Source organism: Chryseobacterium kimseyorum (genome assembly GCF_025971945.1).
Classification (GTDB): Bacteria; Bacteroidota; Bacteroidia; order Flavobacteriales; family Weeksellaceae; genus Chryseobacterium; species Chryseobacterium kimseyorum.
Genome location: NZ_JAPDHW010000022.1, coordinates 1 through 19,423, shown reverse-complemented (window position 1 = coordinate 19,423; position 19,423 = coordinate 1). Strand labels below are relative to the sequence as shown.

The 19,423-nt window shown below is 35.3% G+C and carries 17 protein-coding genes; 8 read left to right on the top strand and 9 right to left on the bottom strand.

Translation table 11 applies throughout. The features are described from left to right. The first annotated feature begins 172 nt into the window (after positions 1–172). The 3 genes from OMO38_RS18755 (at position 173) to OMO38_RS18745 (ending at position 4,427) form a co-directional block, all read left to right on the top strand. Positions 173–2,314, top strand: coding sequence for a S46 family peptidase (locus OMO38_RS18755; RefSeq protein WP_264751707.1), 2,142 nt, complete (start codon positions 173–175; stop codon positions 2,312–2,314). A 77-nt stretch (positions 2,315–2,391) separates the two neighbouring features. Then, on the top strand, positions 2,392–3,351 hold the full coding sequence (locus OMO38_RS18750; protein ID WP_264751706.1) for a polysaccharide deacetylase family protein: 960 nt from the start codon (positions 2,392–2,394) through the stop codon (positions 3,349–3,351). Further along, entirely contained in the window at positions 3,348–4,427 is a 1,080-nt protein-coding gene (locus OMO38_RS18745; protein WP_264751705.1) for a GNAT family N-acetyltransferase, read from the top strand. Before OMO38_RS18750 ends, OMO38_RS18745 begins: the two co-directional genes overlap by 4 nt. Positions 4,428–4,578: 151 nt before the next feature. Here the strand turns inward: OMO38_RS18745 and OMO38_RS18740 are convergent, their stop codons facing one another. Next, a complete protein-coding gene (locus OMO38_RS18740; RefSeq protein ID WP_264751704.1) occupies positions 4,579–7,458 on the bottom strand; it encodes a M16 family metallopeptidase in 2,880 nt (959 codons plus the stop codon). A 197-nt stretch (positions 7,459–7,655) separates the two neighbouring features. On the opposite strand from OMO38_RS18740, the gene OMO38_RS18735 reads away from it, so the two are divergent. The 5 genes from OMO38_RS18735 to OMO38_RS18715 all read left to right on the top strand — a co-directional run bounded on the left by OMO38_RS18735 (position 7,656) and on the right by OMO38_RS18715 (position 11,063). Next, positions 7,656–8,486: a GLPGLI family protein gene (locus tag OMO38_RS18735; protein WP_264751703.1), complete on the top strand. Its 831-nt coding sequence runs from the start codon at positions 7,656–7,658 to the stop codon at positions 8,484–8,486. Continuing rightward, positions 8,483–9,040 (top strand): YdeI/OmpD-associated family protein, encoded by a 558-nt coding sequence (locus OMO38_RS18730; RefSeq protein WP_264751702.1) that lies wholly within the window; start codon positions 8,483–8,485, stop codon positions 9,038–9,040. The genes OMO38_RS18735 and OMO38_RS18730 overlap by 4 nt, the downstream gene beginning before the upstream one ends. Positions 9,041–9,126: 86 nt before the next feature. After that, on the top strand, positions 9,127–9,837 hold the full coding sequence (locus OMO38_RS18725; protein WP_264751701.1) for a hypothetical protein: 711 nt from the start codon (positions 9,127–9,129) through the stop codon (positions 9,835–9,837). 26 nt (positions 9,838–9,863) lie between these two features. Next, entirely contained in the window at positions 9,864–10,427 is a 564-nt protein-coding gene (locus OMO38_RS18720; protein WP_264751700.1) for a DUF4256 domain-containing protein, read from the top strand. A gap of 249 nt (positions 10,428–10,676) precedes the next feature. After that, complete coding sequence (locus OMO38_RS18715; RefSeq protein WP_264751699.1) at positions 10,677–11,063, top strand: immunity 22 family protein; 387 nt, start codon at positions 10,677–10,679, stop codon at positions 11,061–11,063. A gap of 44 nt (positions 11,064–11,107) precedes the next feature. Here OMO38_RS18715 and OMO38_RS18710 read toward each other — a convergent pair whose 3' ends face one another. The 8 genes from OMO38_RS18710 to OMO38_RS18675 form a co-directional block, all read right to left on the bottom strand. Beyond that, positions 11,108–12,085: a hypothetical protein gene (locus OMO38_RS18710; protein ID WP_264751698.1), complete on the bottom strand. Its 978-nt coding sequence runs from the start codon at positions 12,083–12,085 to the stop codon at positions 11,108–11,110. 17 nt (positions 12,086–12,102) lie between these two features. Beyond that, positions 12,103–14,970, bottom strand: coding sequence for a DNA polymerase I (gene polA / locus OMO38_RS18705; protein WP_264751697.1), 2,868 nt, complete (start codon positions 14,968–14,970; stop codon positions 12,103–12,105). 57 nt (positions 14,971–15,027) lie between these two features. Continuing rightward, a complete protein-coding gene (locus OMO38_RS18700; RefSeq protein WP_264751696.1) occupies positions 15,028–15,153 on the bottom strand; it encodes a hypothetical protein in 126 nt (41 codons plus the stop codon). Between the two features lie 568 nt (positions 15,154–15,721). Next, positions 15,722–16,255, bottom strand: a complete 534-nt coding sequence (locus OMO38_RS18695; protein WP_264751695.1) for a hypothetical protein — start codon at positions 16,253–16,255, stop codon at positions 15,722–15,724. Between the two features lie 122 nt (positions 16,256–16,377). After that, entirely contained in the window at positions 16,378–16,962 is a 585-nt protein-coding gene (locus tag OMO38_RS18690; protein ID WP_264751694.1) for a hypothetical protein, read from the bottom strand. A 5-nt stretch (positions 16,963–16,967) separates the two neighbouring features. Then, entirely contained in the window at positions 16,968–17,603 is a 636-nt protein-coding gene (locus OMO38_RS18685) for a hypothetical protein (RefSeq protein WP_264751693.1), read from the bottom strand. A 279-nt stretch (positions 17,604–17,882) separates the two neighbouring features. Beyond that, the gene (locus OMO38_RS18680) at positions 17,883–19,181 is read right to left on the bottom strand and encodes a hypothetical protein (protein ID WP_264751692.1); all 1,299 of its coding nucleotides are present in this window, start codon (positions 19,179–19,181) and stop codon (positions 17,883–17,885) included. A 12-nt stretch (positions 19,182–19,193) separates the two neighbouring features. Next, positions 19,194–19,423 (bottom strand): hypothetical protein (locus OMO38_RS18675; protein WP_264751691.1); only part of this gene is annotated, 230 nt, incomplete at its 5' end.

The following is a 19,423-nucleotide window of genomic DNA, read 5'->3' as shown; positions in this document are numbered from 1 at the left end:
TATAATTTTGCTGATGCTTAAGGAACACAAATGATGAGATCTTATTTGTACACTGAGCAAGATTGCTAATCTAAAGATATAAATTCCCAAACCCTTTCAGAATGAAAATTTCGAAAGGGTTTTCTTTTTCTGTAGAAAATTAAATCCGTATTTTAGACAAAATTTTTTTGTAATGATAAAACGTAATATTTTTATTGCCGCGGCGTTCTTCAGTTTTTCACTGGGAATTGCTCAGCAATATGGCGGAATGTGGATTCCCACAGAATTGAATGAAAAGGAAATGAAAGACCTTGGAATGAAAATCTCTGCCAAAGATATCTTCAACACACAAAAACCCAGTATAAAAGATGCGGTAGTGCAGTTCAACGGTGGATGTACTGCTGAGATTATTTCGCCAAAAGGCTTGCTTTTAACCAATCACCACTGTGGTTATGGTCAGATTCAGGCACATTCTACCGTTCAGAATGATCTTTTATCAAACGGATTCTGGGCAAAAAATATGGGAACCGAACTTCCAAATCCGGGAGTGACCGTTGATTTCATCGTTGATATCAAAGAAGTTACCACTCAGATCCTTGAAAATACAGACAAACTTCAGGAGCCCGAACTTTCAAAAAAGATCGCCAACAATATTGAGATTTACAAAAACTCTCAGAAAACAGAACCGTACCAGTCGATTTCTGTAAAATCGATGTACTACGGAAATAAATTTTATGCTTATGTAATAGAAACCTACAAAGACGTTCGTCTGGTTGGTGCACCGCCGCAAAGCATCGGTAAATTCGGAAGTGACACCGACAACTGGGTATGGCCGAGACACACGGGAGATTTTTCAATGTTCAGAATTTACGCCGACAAAAACAACAAGCCTGCAGAATATTCTAAAGACAATATTCCGTATACTCCCAAACATTATCTTCCGGTTTCTATAAAAGATAAAGCGGAAAATGATTTCACCTTTGTGTACGGTTTTCCGGGGAGAACTACAGAATACCTTCCAGCTATTGCCGTAGAGAAGATTATGACAGAGATTGATCCGGCAAGAATTGCTGTACGTGATGTGGCTCTGAAAACTTTAGACGAAAAAATGCGTACTGATGATGCAACACGTATTAAATATGCATCAAAATTTGCTTCTGTCGCCAACTACTGGAAAAAGTGGATTGGTGAAGTTGAGGGTTTGAAAAAATCAAATGCTGTACAGAAAAAAGTAAATTACGAGAATACCTTATCTGCAAAAAATCCGGAGATCAAAAACACAATTACAGAACTTAATAATTTGTACGCTCAGCAGGCACCGTTTGCTTTAAACAACGCATATTATTCTGAAGTTGTAAGAAATGCGGAAACTCTGTCACTTGCCAACCTTTTCTCTAACTATATCACTGCGGTAGAAGCAGGAAGAATGGATGAGAAAGGAACTGCAGCTTTCAAAAGCAGACTTACGTCATTCTACAAAGACTACAGCGCCGAGCTGGATGCTAAAGTCACTGCGAAACTTTTGGCTCTGTATGCAAACAAAACAGCTCCACAATTTTTGCCTGTTGGCTTCGACAAGTATAAAAATGAAGCTCAAAATATCACTGCGATTGAAGAAATTTCTAAAAACTCAGTAATCAGCGGAAGATCTGCAGTAAACGGAGCTTCTTTAAATGTTGATATTGACAAAGCATTCTCTAATCAGGATAAACTGATTAAAACGATTAAGAAAGATCCTGTATACCAGCTTTTCATGAGTATGAAAGATACTTATATGAAAAATGCCGATCCACAATTTACTTCATTGCAGACAAAAATTGATGCTTTACAGAAGAAATACATGGCGCAGCAGATGTCTACAGATAAAGACAGAAAATTCTTTCCGGATGCCAATTCTACGCTTCGTGTAACCTACGGAAAAGTAAAAGGATCATCACCGAAAGATGCGGTAACGTACGATTATCAGACGCATTTAGCCGGAGTTATGGAAAAATATGTTCCCGGAGATTATGAATTTGATGTTCCTAAAAAACTGATTGATCTTTATGACAAAAAAGACTTTGGAAACTACAAAGATAAAACCGGTGACGTTCCTGTAGGATTTACGGCAACCAACCATACCACGGGTGGAAATTCCGGAAGTCCTGCTTTGGATGCGCAGGGAAATCTTGTCGGACTAAACTTCGACAGACAGTGGGAAGGTACGATGAGCGACATCAATTACGACCCAAGATTCAGCAGAAACATTATGGTTGACACAAAATATATCCTTTTCATCATCGATAAATTTGCCGACTCTAAATGGCTGATCGATGAGATGAAAATTGTAAAATAAATATCCATAAAAAACTTAATAAGAATCTGTTTAAATCTCATTTCCTGAGTTATTTAAATGGATTCTTTTTTATTTTCATGAAAAGTAAAGTGATCGATTTTTTAGCCGTTTTTGAAAAGGAAAATATTGAAAAATCTTTTCCCTTAGATTACTGTTTGCCTGTTTATCACTGTGTTTCGGATGAAAATCTTCCCCATCTCAATCATATAATCAACTACAAAAATGTAAAGCAGTTTGAAAATGATCTAGACTTTTTTTCGAAATATTTTCAGTTTGTAAACTGGGAAGAATTTAAAGACTACTTCAGAGGAAATTTTAAAGCAAAAAAGAAAATTGCACTGCTCACTTTTGATGATGGTTTCAGAGAGTTTTACGATATTGTGGCACCGATTTTAGAACGTAAAGGAATTTACGCCATCAACTTTGTCAATCCTGCATTTATCGATAATAAAGATTTAATGTTCCGCTGCAAAACCAGTTTAATTGTAGATTCCATTAAAAAGTCAACTACTAAGAATACAGGAATTTCTCTTGAGAAAGTTCTGAAAATTAACTACCAAAATAAAAGCAAGCTGAATCAAATTGCAGAAAAACTGGAGATTGATTTTGGTAAATATTTAAAAGAACAAAAACCTTATCTGGATTCTGATCAGCTTAAAGAACTTACCACAAAAGGTTTCGGGATTTCCGCCCACAGTTGGGATCATCCTCTGTATTGTGAAATGTCGCTTGAGGATCAGATTCGAAACACTGTAAAAAGTTTAAATTACATTAAAGAAAACAAGTTTTTGGATGACAGTTTTGCATTTCCCTTTACCGATTTTGGAGTGAAAAAAGATTTTTTTGAAGGTTTATTTAAAATAGAACCACTTTCGTACAGTTTTGGATGTGCAGGAATAAAAACAGACAGCTTTAATAAAAATCTTCAGCGGATCCCCATGGAAACCGGAGAAAGCGCTTCTCAAACTTTAAGAAAAGAAATAGCTTACTTTAAATTCAAAAAGCTTCTCAATAAAAATACCATCATCAGGAAATGATTCATTTAAAAACCCTAAATAAAAAGCAGCTTGAAGATTTTATATCGTCTGGAGAATTTGAGAGCTATGATTTTCTTCCAATTACGAGACACCGCGCTCAGTCGCACATTAAAAATCCAAAAGCAAATGATGATCAGACCTTACTTTTTCTGGCATTTGAGGACGGTCATTTGGCGGGATATTTAGGTTGTCTTCCTGATTCTTTTATCGTTGATGGTAAAGTATTAAGTTTTGCATGGCTGAGCACTCTGTTTGTCAGTGATCAATTCCGGGGAAAAAGAATTGCACAAACCTTGCTGAATCGAGCGTTTGAAGAGTATCAGGGAAATATTGCGATAACCGAATTTACGAAGGAAGCCGAAAGTTTATACAACAAACTCGGAGTTTTTAAATATATTGAACCCAAACTGGGGAAGAGATATTATTTCAAAACAGATTTTGAGACCATTATTCCAGCAAAAAAGAAAAATACAAAACCCTTTCAGCCGGTTTTCAAAATTGCAGATTCTGTCGCCAATTTTTTTATTTCCATTAAAAACAGTTTTGTAAAACAGCCGAGCTTTCCGTTTGAAATTATTGCTAAAATTGACAAGGAAAGTGCAGATTTTATTTCAAAATTTAAAACAAACCGAACTGCGGAAGAAATCCTCTGGGCAATGGAAAACCCTTGGATTTTGAAAGGTGATACGGTAAACAAAAAGTATCTGTTTTCAAGTCATTCTAAAAATTTCAAGTACTTTTGGGTGAAAGTATATTGTGAAAATAATAATCTGATCACCTGCGCCCTGTTGCTACTGAGAGATGGTCATTTAAAAATTCCGTATCTATATACCAACTCAGATTTGACGCAGTTTATAGATCTTCTAAGCTATTTTATCGTAGCAAATAAAGTAAAGGTGATGACGAGTTATCAGAATGATCTCAATCAAAAGATAAAAACACATCTCGCTTTTCCAGACATCCATCAGCGTAATATTGAACGGAGATATATGTTTCATCAAAACCTCTTAGACCATCTCCCTGAAAATTTCGAACCGGCGTTTCAGGATGGTGACGGTGACTGCCTGATGACTTAGATTTAACAGGTATATTGCATTGCCTTATTACTTGCAGATTTCTCAGAAGATACATTTGGTGTCAGCAGTGATTACAGTAAATGATGTTACAGAAAAAAAGCGGGCGAAATCTAAGATTTCGCCCGCTTTTTTTCTATAGTTAAAATGATCTTTAATATCCAAAGATCTCTTCCAGATCAAGTTCTTTAAAACTTCCCATCTGCTCTACCGCTTCCAGATTCAGGTTTTCTTTTTTCCCTATAATGGCGGTATTGAACTGAATCGGTTTAATCTCAGTCTGATAAAACTGTTTGATTTCATCAAATTTTAAGCTTTCAATCTGACTGTAAATGTCTTTTCTGAAATCGTGCGTGATCCCTAATTTCTGCAGTCTCAATGTATTAAAAAATATATTGGTTCTTGTAATTCTTGTTGATGCAATCTGTTTCAAAGCTGCATTTTTAGCATTTTCAAACTGAGTGGTCACCTCCGGAAGTTCATCCATCAGTTCGGTCATCGTATCGACGGCAATCTGCAGTTTATCCGGCTGTGTTCCTACATATGTTGAAATATAATCGGGATGACCAACTTCTGCACTTGGAGAGTATGATACATAAGCCGAATACGCCAAACTCTTGCTTTCACGAATCTCCTGAAAAACAATTGACGACAAACCACGCCCGAAATATTCGTTAAACACATTGATTTTACCAAAATTTTCCGTGTTCACATGGTGTCCTTTTCCTATTTTGCTCATTTCCATCTGCACCATATCGTAGTTGGTAAAATAGACATTTCCAACAGTTTCCGGCTCGGGATATTTCTTTGCATCAGGAATACTTCTGCTCTGTGTTTCAATAAAGCTTTCTATTTCCTGTTTAAATTTCTCAAAATCTTTTCCGTAAAAAAATATCTGATACTGGAATTTAAAAATGTTTCTGATTCTGTCTGTAAATTCTTCAACTTTCGCATTCTGAAGCTCGTCTTTGGAAAGGAAATCTAAAAACCTTGAACCTTTACCCAACTTTGTATAATTCGTCAAAGCAGTCATAATACGGTTTTTATCTTTCTTACCTGCTTCACGGTTTTCCAGAATCGTTTCTACAAACTGATTGTAAATTTCCTGATCGGGCTGCACGTTTTTCATCCAGTGTTGAAGCAGTTCAATTCCCTGCTTCATATTTTCTTCCAGTCCGCTAAGTGAGATGTGCAGCTGGTCGGAAGTTGTTTTAAAATCATTTGTTATTCCGATTTTAAAAAACTCCTTCTTCAAATCTTCGGGTGACAGTTTTTCTGTTCCCAGATACTGTAAAATCTGAGTAGAAATTCCAAGTTCACGGTCGTTATCACTTCCAAATGGAAAAATAAAATGAACCTGCGCAATTTCGTTATATTTATTTTTAACAAAACTGATTTTTTTGTCTTTCACAACATCAGTCGTGATCTCTTTTTGGTAATCGATAAATTCAGGCTGAATGTCTGCTGTTTTTTCACTGACGATTTCCTTTAAGAATTCAGACTGTGCATCACGGTTTATTTTGATGGCCGTAATCCCAGGATTGTCAACTCTCAATAATTTATCATTTACACCTTTCTCTTTGTTGATGACCACATAATTATCTTTAAAGAAATCATTCGCAAATGCAATCACTTCTTCTCTGGTAATTTCCGCGTATTCATCCATCTCGTTCAGTTCCTGTTCCCAGGTTCTGCCTTTGATGTAGGTATCGTAAAGATTATTGGCCAGGCCTCCGGCAGTTTCCAGGGCTTTCATTCTCTGAAGTTTAAAATCATTGATGATGGCGGGAAGCATCCAGTCCGGAAAATCTCCTTTTTTTACCAATTCAATCTGCTGAAGTATCATTTCTCTGGCTTCCGATAAAGTCTGATTTTCTTTCGGAACAGCAACCATTGAAAAGAAACCGTAATTTTTTAAACCTAAAGAATATGCCTGAGCCCAAAGCATTTTTTGTGTCTGATTAATATGCAGATCTAGCAAACCAGCTTCTCCTCTATTGCTTAAAATATTGGCAACAACATCGGCCAGCATTGCTTCTTTAGAACCATAACTATCCGTTCTCCAGGCCAGTTGAATTCTCGGCGTTGTAGGACTGTAAACTGTGAGCTCAACAATTTCCGTCATCGGCTGTTCAACAATTGCTTCTTTTTTTGGTAACTCTTTATACGGAATCGAACCAAAATACTGATCGACCAGCTGTATAGTCTCTTCAAAATCCAAATCTCCGACCAACACCATTGCGTAATTGTTGGGAACATAATATTCGTCAAAATATTTATGAATCGCCTTCATCGAAGGATTTTTGAGATGTTCAGGCTTCCCTAATGTGGTTTGCTGTCCGTTCGGATGGGTTGGAAAAAGTGCTTCCATCAGCGAATCGTTCACCAGGCGGGAGTCGTTGTCCTGTGCCCGGTTGAACTCCTCATAAACCGATTCTAACTCAGTATGAAAAAGTCTTAAAACCATTTCTGAAAATCGTTCTTTCTCAACCTTCAGCCACTTTTCAAGTTCGTTATTGGGAATATTGTTTTTATAAACCGTTTCATCAAACCATGTGTGCGCGTTGGTTCCGCTTGCGCCAAGAGATGAGATAATTTTATCATATTCATTGGCAATCGCAAACTGGCTTGCTTCCTGAGAAATCTCATCTATCTTTTTGTAAATCTCTTTTTTCTTTTCAGGATTTTGCTCGGCTTTATGGTCTTCGTATAAATCTGAAATCTGATCAAGCAGTACTTTCTCTTTTGCCCAATCCTGAGTTCCAATTTTCGAGGTTCCTTTGAACATCATGTGTTCAAGATAGTGTGCCAATCCGGTATTATCAGCAGGATCATTATTGCTTCCTGTTCTTACAGGAATAAAAGTCTGAATTCTGGGTGCATCAAAATTCTGCGCCAAAAAAACTTTCAATCCGTTTTTGAGGGTGTAAATTCTGACCTTATTTTCGTCGTGAGTGACGGTGATGTATTCGTAGTTGTGATCGTCGGTATGAATCGTTTCCTTATATCTTCTGTCAGTCATATTTAAATTCATTTTCATTCTTTTCAAATCGAATGCCTTACAAATGTAAGGATTCAAAAAATAAAAGCTACCACAATTGTTTATATTAAATCTATGATGTTGATTTATTTTTAATCTTACATCTCAAGTTAAATTCTTCTTCTCAATTCACTCATTTTTAAATCATTTAAAGGGATTTTATTATCTTAGTTGTTTATTAATTTTAAATAATGAAACTGACCTATTTCCTCCTATTTTTCGTCATTGGATTTACACATGCGCAGACCCACCGTTATTTTTACGAATTAAAATTCAAACAGGATTCTACACAAATTGAACCCCTGAAAAGCTACATGGTTTTGGACATTAACCCCGAAAACACCAAATACTACGATTACGTATTTCTTGAAAAAGACTCAATCAATAAAGCGAATCAGAGTGAAGGTCTTAATTGGACGAAACATATCCCTGTGACGAGAAAGAAAAACTCCAATGAAAATATTAATTTCAGAACCATCGATTTTCAACTGTACAGCTATGCTACTGAAGATGTCATCCATTGGAAACTGTCTGAAGAAACAAAAAAAGACGGTAATTTTACCGTTCAAAAAGCAACAACCAATTTCGGTGGAAGAAAGTGGACCGCCTGGTTTACCAAAGAAATTCCTTTTTCGGAAGGACCTTATAAATTTAAAGGTTTGCCGGGTTTAATTGTTACGCTCGAAGACAGTCAACAGCAATACGTTTTCAATTTAATGAAAAGCAAAAAATTAGCTCAGACCTACGACACGTCCAATATACTGGAAGTGCGGTACGGAAACAGCCCACTTCTTGTTGCTGAAAAAACATTTGTGAAAAAACAAATGGAATATTATAATGATCCGATGCATAGAATGAGAGAGAAACTGAGAACAGGAACTAGTTCCAGCTTTGATTACAACGGAGTGAGGTATACTGACGCAAACGATCTGATTCCACTTATGAAAGACGAGCAAAACTACATCAGAAGATACAACAACCCTATTGAAAGAAACAAGGCGATAAAATATCCTGTGAAATGACAGCAACCTTCTTCCCAAATTATCAGGACTTCCGCAAATGGCTGGAAGAAAACCACCAGAAAAAAACGGAACTCATTGTGGGTTTCTACAAAGTGGGAACCAAAAAACCTTCGATGACCTGGTCGGAATCTGTTGATCAGGCCTTATGTTTTGGGTGGATTGACGGGGTGAGAAAATCGATTGATGAAGAAAGCTACAGCATCCGTTTTACACCGAGAAAAGCTGACAGTATCTGGAGTGTTGTGAACATAAAAAAAATTGAGATGCTTACAGAAGCAGGTTTAATGAGAACAGAAGGTCTTCAGGCTTTCAAACTTAGAAAAGAAGATAAATCTGGGATTTATTCTCATGAAAAAGAGCCTTCTTATCTGATATCTGATTACGAAAAACAGTTTAAAAAAAATAAAAAAGCCTGGGAATTTTTCGAAAAGCAGGCGCCCTCTTATAAAAAAGTGATGATTCACTGGATAATGAGCGCGAAGCAGGAGAAAACACGAATTTCACGTTTAGAAAAAACAATTTCCTTCAGTGAAAGTGAAAAACGTGTAACGTAAATGGCAAAAATCAAGAAGTTCTGTACGGCACATTGCTGTTTCATTCATTTAAATTTTGTTATTTTTAAGTCTCCAAACTCAAAAAAATGAAAGATGCTGTTGCTTTTCTACTCCTGATCATCTGTTGCTCATGCTCACAGACGGAAACCAAAGATCAGAAAACGAGAGAGCTTGAAAAAAAAGAATTTAAGCAGAATACAGTCAAAAGAGATTCTGTAAAAAATGACACCGTTGAGTTTATTTCTTACAATGATAACTTTGATTACTCTCAACTGAACGGTAAAAAAGGAAAAGAAGAAATCGACTTTATTAACGATAACAACAACGACCGCAGTTTGCTGCGAGGTGACCTTATCGCGATTACATGGAAATATGATTCTATTTTTATTGCAGGAGACGGTGAAACTCCACAAAATGCACAGTGGATTGTCTCAGCAAAAAAAATTAAAGATGGAAGTGTTTCAAAGTTCAGGAGCGAGTACGGAAAAGAAATAAAATACCATTTTTCTAAAGAAGATCAACTGTCAGATAGCTATCTCGACCATCTGTACCAATTGGCGGAGTACTACATTGCGAATTCTAATAAAAATATAATCAAATCAATCATTAAAAAAAAGGATGATCTGGCCTATTCGGTTGAAAAACGCGAGAGAGAAGAAAAGCAGTATTACGTGTTAGGAATTTATACAGAGTTTGAACATCATATCAATACAGTACAGTGGCTTTATATCGACCCGGAAGATGATAAAATATACGAATATGATCTGGCTGATGACAGACTGATCTACTTCCCTTAATTTTAACTTAAAAAAAACACATTACCATGGCATCAAAAAAACAATTATCAGAAAGAGAAACTACAGAACTTCTTGACATTCTACATCAGCGTTTTGAGAAACACACCCAACGCCATGCAAAAATGGAATGGTCTGAAATTGAAGAAAAATTGAAATCAAATCCGCAAAAACTTTGGTCTTTAAATGAAATGGAAATTTCCGGCGGTGAACCGGATGTGGTAGATTATGATAAAAAATCTGATGAATACGTATTTTTTGACTGTTCGGCAGAAAGCCCAAAAAACCGAAGAAGTTTTTGCTACGACCGTGAAGCTTTAGATTCGCGAAAAGAAAACAAGCCACAAAACGACGTCTTGACTTACGCATCAGAAATCGGAGTAGAGATTTTGGATGAAACCCAGTACAGGTTTCTGCAGACCTTAGGAGAATTTGACTTAAAAACATCAAGCTGGATTAAAACTCCAAAAGAAGTAAGAGCCCTGGGTGGAGCATTATTCTGTGACCGCCGTTATAACACCGTTTTTGTGTATCACAACGGAGCCAATTCGTATTATGCAGCGAGAGCTTTTAGAGGTGTTTTGAAGGTTTAGTTATAGGTTTAGAATTTAATTTTAATTTGAATTGTGTCCGAAAGTTCGAATGTGTTTCGTAATGAAACGTAAAAAATGTGTCGACGACATGTGAGATATGTACTCAATATACTTACACAGCAATCACAATAATCAAAAAGTTCTCGAGATGATTTTTTCAAAATCTACTTGAACTGACGTTGTAAACGCACGAAAAACTTTTAATATAAAAACTATTAATCTTACCTTTGACGCTTCAAAAAATAAGGCATGAATACACAGATTTTAGATTTTTGGGTAGGAAATTTCAGAACAGAAGACGATTTTTTTCAGTTTGTAGAAGAAGATGAGAATTATTACATCGAAGAAGAATCTGATGAAAACTACATTTCCAAATTTGCAGAATCGCAGGAGACGATTTGGTTTGATCAGGATTTAATGGAATACGGTTTTGAACAGAGCATTCAGCATTTTTCTGAATATTCTTTCGCAGAACAGTGGCTTCCGGTTCTGTATAACAGAATCAATGAAATGAATCTTAAATTTGACATCAACTCTCTTGTTTTTGTAAGCCAGGGACAAATTCCAAAGCCTGTTTCTGTGGAGAATGATGAATTTTCTCTGGTTTATTTGGGTGGTGTTGAGATTGAGTATTAAGATTTGAAATATCTTTTATAAAAAATTCAATCGATACAAAAATTTTACTTTTTCACAGATTCATAAAAATAGGGAGGTCTCACGCCCATCGGATATACCAAAAATCTTCCCTTATTTGAAAAGTAGGTAATAAATCTGCTGTCTTTTTCATGTCTATCGGCATAAAAAATAATCTCAGCTGATTTTATTATTGATGAGTTTTCTTCGATGTTTCCGATTTCGTAATATTCAAATATAAATGGATTGTCCTTGGGATAATCGTAATACGTTATCTCTTTTGTATCAAAATTGATGGAAGCATTTTGTTGTTGATCAATAAATATTCTATGACTTTTCAGGTAATTTTCGATTTCATTTTTATTTTGAAAAGGAATAAAATCGTTGTCAGGATTGGCAAACAGAATATCATCTACAGTCTCTACTTGTAATGCTAACAGGGTGAGTTTATTTTTTTCTAATCCAAAGTAAAAATCAAAAGTCTTTTTCTGGTCTTTTGAAATTCCGGTTGCTTTGAAATTACATAAAGTCTCCAGCTGACTGTTTTCTTTAAAAAATGAGTCTGGATGCGATGTGTAAGAATTATCAAAATCTTTCAAAGAGAAAGCACCCTTATTTTCGTTAACAAAAAAACCGGTATCTGCAAACTTAAAATCTCCTATATAATTCGGAAATTGATGAAACGTTATGTTTTCAAAAATTTCACTGTCCAACCAATCTATTTCATTTTCAACACTTGACTTTAAACTGATGATTGGATATGGGCCGTCGTGATAGTACATCATCATCCCCAGTTTCGAATTTATGTATTGATCTAAATTTTTAGCTTTGTGTGAATTAAAATCTTTGACGAACTTTGAAAAAACCGCCACAGAATCTTTTTCTGCTTTTACAGAATCTTTTGCTTTCGGAGCTAAAACAACTTTCTCTTGCTGTGTTTTTTTATCAGCATTGAAATAAAATGCCCCAAAAATCACTGCTGCAATAAGCAGAAAAATCAGAAAATATGCGGTTTTAGTTTTCAATTTTTCAGCGATTAAATTTAATGCGCTTCCAGCCAGTTCTTCCCTACTCCAACCTCAACCAATAGCGGAACCTGCGTTTCAATCGCATTTTCCATTTCAGTTTTAATGATATGCGTAGCAACTTCTACCTCATCAACCGGAGCTTCAAAAATAAGTTCGTCATGTACCTGAAGAAGCATTTTTGTCTTCAATTTTTCTTTTTCCAATTCTTTCTGAATTTTAATCATAGCCATTTTTACAACATCGGCGGCACTTCCCTGAATAGGAGCATTCACGGCATTTCTCTCAGCATGAGCGCGAACTACAAAGTTACCAGAATTGATGTCTTTTAAATGACGTTTTCTTCCTAAAATTGTTTCTACATAACCCTGATCACGGGCAATCTGTACCTGCGAAGCCATGTAAGCTTTTAATTTTGGATAGGTTTCGTAATAGGCCTCGATCATCTGCTTTGCTTCCGATCTTGATAATCCGGTCTGTTCGGCCAAAGCAAAAGCGCCCTGACCGTATAGAATTCCGAAGTTGACCGTTTTTGCCTGTCCACGCTGTGTTTTTGAAACTTGTTCCAAGGGAATATTAAACAGCTTTGCAGCCGTAGAAGCATGAATGTCTTCACCATCCTGAAACGCTTTGATCATATTGTCTTCACCTGAAATTTCAGCGATCAGACGCAATTCAATCTGAGAATAATCGGCAGAGATAATTTTCTTTCCTTCACCTGAAACAAACGCTCCACGGATTTGCTGACCTCTCAAAGTACGGATCGGAATATTCTGTAAATTCGGGTTTACACTTGCCAAACGACCTGTTGCAGCCGTAGTTTGCGAGAAATTGGTATGCACACGCTTATCATCTTTATCAATCTGCGAAGGCAATGCATCCACGTAAGTTGATTTTAATTTCTGATACGTTCGGTATTCTAAAATATGCTGGATGATCTCATGCTTGGAAGATAATTTCTGAAGAATATCTTCCGATGTAGCGTATTGTCCGGTCTTTGTCTTTTTTGCTTTGGGGTCGAGCTGCATTTTTTCAAACAGAACTTCTCCCAACTGTCGCGGAGAGTTCATATTAAATTCTTCGCCGGAAATTTCAAATATTTTTGATTCTAACTGTCTTAAATCATTTTCAAGGTCGATGCTTTCCTGAGCCAGCCATTTTTCATCTAAAGAGATTCCTTCGAGTTCCATTTTAGCCAACACTTCCATCAAAGGCATTTCGATGTTGTAGAAAAGATCTTCGAGATTTTCTTTCTTTAACTGTGGCGCAAACAGTTCATACAACTGGAAAGTTACATCAGCATCTTCTGCCGCATAATCGGTCTGTGTTCTCAAATCAGCATCTCTGAAACTTCCCTGATTTTTTCCCTTCTTACCGATAATAGTTTCAATGGAAACCGGTTTATAATTTAAATATACTTCTGAAAGATAATCCATACCGTGTCTTCCGTCAGGATTGAGAAGATAATGCGCAATCATCGTGTCAAACATGGCACCTTTTACGGTCATGTTGTACTGTTTCAGAACTTTGTAATCGTATTTTAAGTTGTGTGCAATTTTAATTAAATCTTCCTTTTCAAAAAACGGCCTGAAAATCTCAAGCGTCTGCAAAACTTCACCCTGATCTGCTGAAAGCGGAACATAGTACGCCAAGCCTTTTTTGTAAGAGAAACTCATTCCTACCAGTTCGGCTTCCAGCTCATTCAAAGAATTGGTTTCCGTATCAAAACAGACTGCTCTCTGATTTAAAAGATTCTGAACTAATATTTTCTGAGCCTTCGGATTATCAACAAACTGATACAGATGATCGTTTTCTATAATGGTTTCTTTGGTAGAAGTTGCCTGATCGAGTTCTTCGAAGCTGGCAAAAAGATCGAGCTGTCCGACATTTCTCGCAACCTTCTGCTGAGGCGTTTCCGAAGTTGAAACTTCGGTTTCGCTGATAATTACCCCATCTTTCTCAACCGTTGTGGTTTTTACAGTAACTGTTTCGGCCGGTGCGAATGCTCTGTACAGATTTTCGTACAGTCTTCTGAATTCAATTTCGTCAAAAATTTCTTTTACTTTTTCAAAATCAGGCGTTTCAAGATCATACTGTTCCTGATGAAATTCCACGGGTGCGTCACAAATGATTGTTGCCAATTTTTTAGATAAAATTCCACGCTCGGCTGAGGCTTCTATTTTTTCTTTGATTTTACCTTTTAACTGATGTGTATTTGCTAAAAGGTTTTCTATGCTTCCATATTCCTGAAGAAATTTCATGGCTGTTTTTTCTCCTACACCTTGCAAACCGGGAATGTTATCAGACGCGTCTCCCATCATCGCCAGATAGTCTATCACCTGTTTCGGATTTTCGACACCATATCTAGCTTTTACTTCTTCTACACCTAAAATACTAACTTCACCACCTCTAAAACCAGGTCGGTAAAGCTTAATTTTATCAGTAACTAACTGTGCAAAATCTTTGTCTCCACTTACAATATAACTTGTATAATTTTGCTTCTCTGCTTTGCATGCAATTGTACCAATAACATCATCAGCTTCATAACCCGCAATTCCTAAACTTGGAACATGCATAGCTTCCAAAATTCGATGTATATATGGAATTGCCAATGTAATAGCTTCAGGCGTATCACTTCGATTCGCTTTATAATCAGCATAATCATTAGTCCGGATACTTGCCTCTCCAACATCAAAAATAACTGCTAAGTGAGTGGGTTTTTCTTTTCTAATCAACTCGATAAGAGAGTTCATAAAACCAAAAATAGCTGTAGTTTCCATTCCTGAAGAAGTGTATCTCTGATTTTTTGTCATTGCATGATACCCTCTGTAAATCATTGCATAAGCATCGATGAGAAAAAGCCTTTTGTCCTGTGTTGCGTCCATATCTTGAATAATGAACAAATATAAGAAAATGGGATTGTCTGGAAAATGTTTGAAGATTTAAAAAGAGATATTTTGATTTTGATCCGCCTCTTTCCGGTTGAAAGAAAATTTCTGTGGAGCTGAACTCATCTGATAAGTGCAGATTGCAAAAACTTTATCCTGTGGAATATATGAAACTGCCATAATCTAAAATTTAGGAATAAATAATGCAAAGATTATTCTGATAATAAAATATACGATACACATGATTATGGGAAATGCTAATGCTCCAAGATCTTTGGTGTTTTTTTTTGTAAAATCCTTAAAAAAAATTCAACTTCAAATTTTAAATCCATGTCTGGAGATGATAGAAATTTTGTTTCTTTTCCATCTGAAATTCTTAATATAAAAGCTTTTCTCGAATTGTGATTATAAATGTTATAATTTACATCATTTGATAATATGAATCTCTTACCGTTTTTATATTTTATAAAATGCCTATTTGTATACTTTTACAATATTTATTTTTTGCATGGTACTTTTCATTACAATAATTAAAAAGCCAAATATTATGCAAAGGCAAAAAATAGTTAATTGGGTTTGATTGGTTGTATATTTTAGATCCAAAAATTTGATTATTAATATAACTGAAGGCAATGGAAACAGTTATTGTTGCTCTGGTGGGAATTAATTTCCTTGGTTCTGCATCTGTCTGGAAAGTACAGATAGCATAAACATTTTTTGGTATGTACGAAGCGCTCATAGTGAATTTTTATTTTGGTTTTGAATACCAATACATATTTGACATTCCAATACTTTTTATTTTTTTAAAACCTAATTCAGATTGTGCAGTTTGAATCAAATTGTTTAGTATCCTTCCTTTTTCGTCATCATATTTATTACGGTATTCGGAATCATTCAGGTAAATTATTTTTCCATTTTTAAATTTAAATTTGATCTTTATTAATGATTTCTTCAGTAAAGTTGTTTGTGTCTGATAATCGTAGCTATAAAAACCAGATATATCATTTTTCAGATACTTTTGTTGTTTTCCATCGATTTCAATAAACATATACTGCTCACTAAACCATATTAAAATATCTTTTGAGCTTTTCTTAATAATAAACACGATTGTACCAGAACACAATCCGGTGAAAATCATCACAAAACCAAGCTTGAAATTATCTCCCAGAAAAAGGTAATATAAAAATGCAAACAGAACCATACAAGGTACCGCAAGCAGCGTACCCTTTGCAGCGTGATGCATGTAGACATTATGGAGTATAATTTTCTTTTTTCTGGACATTCATTTATTCCTTAGAATTCAATTTGTCTTAAATAAAACTGGGTAACAAACTGATAATTATTTTTAACCTCTTCTTTCATAAATGCGGTTGCTATTAACTTTTATCTGTTTCTCATTCAAAACTATTCTTTGAACATATTTTTGAATTCTTCTTTTGGCATAAAGAATTTTAAGTATTGCTCTACAAAAATGTAATTTAATTCAGCTGAAACATGGAATGGATCACTGTCGTATCCACGGGATTCCCACGATGAAGTATTTTTTGGTAAAATTATATTTATTGGAAAAACAGGTATTGGATTATCTTTGGTGCCATATTTTGGATTTTCTAATTGTTCCTGATTGATCATAACAGTGATATTATCGCCTTTATCATTATATCCTAAAATCCCCCATCTTTTTTCAGAATTTTTATCAAAGCCTTTAAATATCATTAAATTAAAATACTTGGATGATTTATTATTATAAATTAAATAGCTATACAAAAAAGCTGATGGCTGACCTCTTCTGCTTAACCCAATAATATATTGATTACTTTGGGGCTCTACTGCTTTATTTAGATTTATTGTGTCAATTTTACTTTCACGAATAAAGTTTTTAATTTCTGATTCTGTAGGATTATTTCCTCTAAAAAAAAAGAAATTCAAAATTAAAATAAATAGAGGTATACCAACTAATAAACCTGTTACATAGCCCACTTTTTTCATAATATTTATTTTGTTGTAGCGATAACTCCAATATGGTTATTTGAATCAGATTTATCTAAATTACCCTGTTTTAATATACTTTCATCTTGCAAACTATTCTCATAAACATTCACGGATTGCTCTAAAGCAAAGCCCACAACCGCTCCTCCCAGACCAAGTCCTACACCTTTCAATGCATTCTTCCAACCGTAATCTCTGAATGAGCGGGATGCAATATCTGCTGCCAGTTCCCGGCTTGCCTGCCTTGAAGCATCGCCTGCAATCCCCGCATTAATGGCATCGGTGCTGTATTGCGTCATCTCACGTGTTACCGCCTGATTATGCTGTGTAATACTATACATCTCACTGCCTTCTTCGATAGCATCTGCACCCAGCCCGATACTTTCTTCAGTGATTGTTTCTTCGGTTTCAGACTTAAATTTCTCCATATCATATGTCGAGTTATCACCATCTTCAAATTTAATATCACATCCGATACTGGCATGCTTATCTATGGTTAATCTTTTTTTGAGATTTCCTTGTAGAACTGGATTTTCTTTAACCAACTCTAATTTTGAATCGACTTTGATAATTCTTGTAATAAAAATAGCTGTAACGATTAAAGGAAAAATAAAAATTAATGTGAATACTAAATTTTTCATACAACTGTAGTACTTTGACATAGTGATGTTTGAGCTTTAGCTATACCTTTACAACAACTGGGAACCAGATTTTTTTGTTCCATACTTTGTTGGGGTTATGTAATTAATCTTGATTAACGTAAGCTGTAAATACTTTTGCTTTCTCTACACATCTCACTGAAACATTCCTCACATTATAGTAGGGCGGTCTGTAATCTAATTCGCAAGATTAATAATCACCAGTATTAGCCATGTCTATATTTAAATGATTCTCATTAATTTTATAAAGTGTATCGTATTTTAGTTGTTTGAAATTATGTTGATACCATTTCCAGCATCTTCTGCCATTGCATTGGCTAACGCTTTTCGTGAGTCTTCTGAAAAACCAGTTGCAATAAACGGGAAAAAGAATCCAATGAACCCACCTCCTTTTACACCAAGTTTTCCTATGTTTTTAATGTTTTGCATTTTTAGAGCCGGTAACTCTTTTGCTAAATTAGGAAGATTTCTAGGACGGACTCTACCTAATCCGTCTTTCGCTGTTTGTACAAGTGATTCGGAATATTTTCCATTTCGAATATTCTCTACGATCACTTTCCCCTCCTGTGTTTTCCATACTTCCCGTGAATTTACGCCTTCAAGTGCAGATAAATCCTTAGATAGTGCAGTACCCTGTTTTATTTCTATGAGATTTTTCTGCCAATCCTGAACATACCACTTACCGCTGAAAAAGATTGGTCTCTTTCCATCTTGGCTCTTTATATCTCCCTTTTCATCAAGCTCTAAAATATCTGGACTAGCCAGATCACCTGGTGTGGCATTAAGAGGATCTTTAAGATACCCAGGCATTCTGCTATTTTCATCAACCCTTTCATTCATATCCTGATAATGAATATTGTCTTCCAGAGAATTATTTCTGATCATTTCTCTTTCCCAATAAGTTCCTTCATTCATTGCCAACATAGTTCCTCCCATCCATAGTAAAGTTTTTGCTATTCCCATTTCTACTCCAGCAATAACAATTCCAGCTCCTCCAAAGAAAGAAGCAAAAGCATTCAATCCTATTTCTGTATTATTATTGGATTTAATTTGTTCAGCATATTTTTTTGCTATTGCATAACTAAAAATTGGACTTAAAAGCCCTCCTGCATCACACACTAATATAGAATTTTGAGTAATGGCTTTTTGCTCGTCAAATGTTACTTTTTCATGTTCGATTTTCCAATTTCCTTTCTCTAGAGATCCTGTACATAAGTGATTTATTTTTGTACCATGATAAACAGCTGCTCCTGCGCACAAGAGTACTCCAGCTCCAACAGTCAATGCAGCCCAGCCAACAGGACCTGACAAAATTAAAAGCGCGCCCACAATAAGTCCTGCACCAAAACAAATAAATCCCCACATTGCATTTTTAGGGCTTTTACAGGGAAATTCTTTATCTCTTATATTTTTATCTGCAACGGTAAGCAATGGTCTCGTTGTATCTGTTCCATAAAATACAGTTGGAGCATCTCTTGTATCAACAAATTGTCTGGGTTCTGCATCTGTTTGAAATGTACAAATAGCATATACGTCTTTAGGTATGTATGAAGCACTCATAATATTATATTTTTATTTTTTGGAGTACCAAAATCTATTATTAAATTTATTCTTCTTAATGATTTCAAAATTAAGTTCACTCTGTAGTATTTTGACTATATTTATCAAAACACTAACATCCATTCCCTCAATACTATCAATAAATATTTTTCTATCATTTACAAGTAGCAATTCTAATTTTAAAGCTGATTTTTTTTGAGGAGTATTCAAATTATAATTATATGAATAAAAACCTATAATAT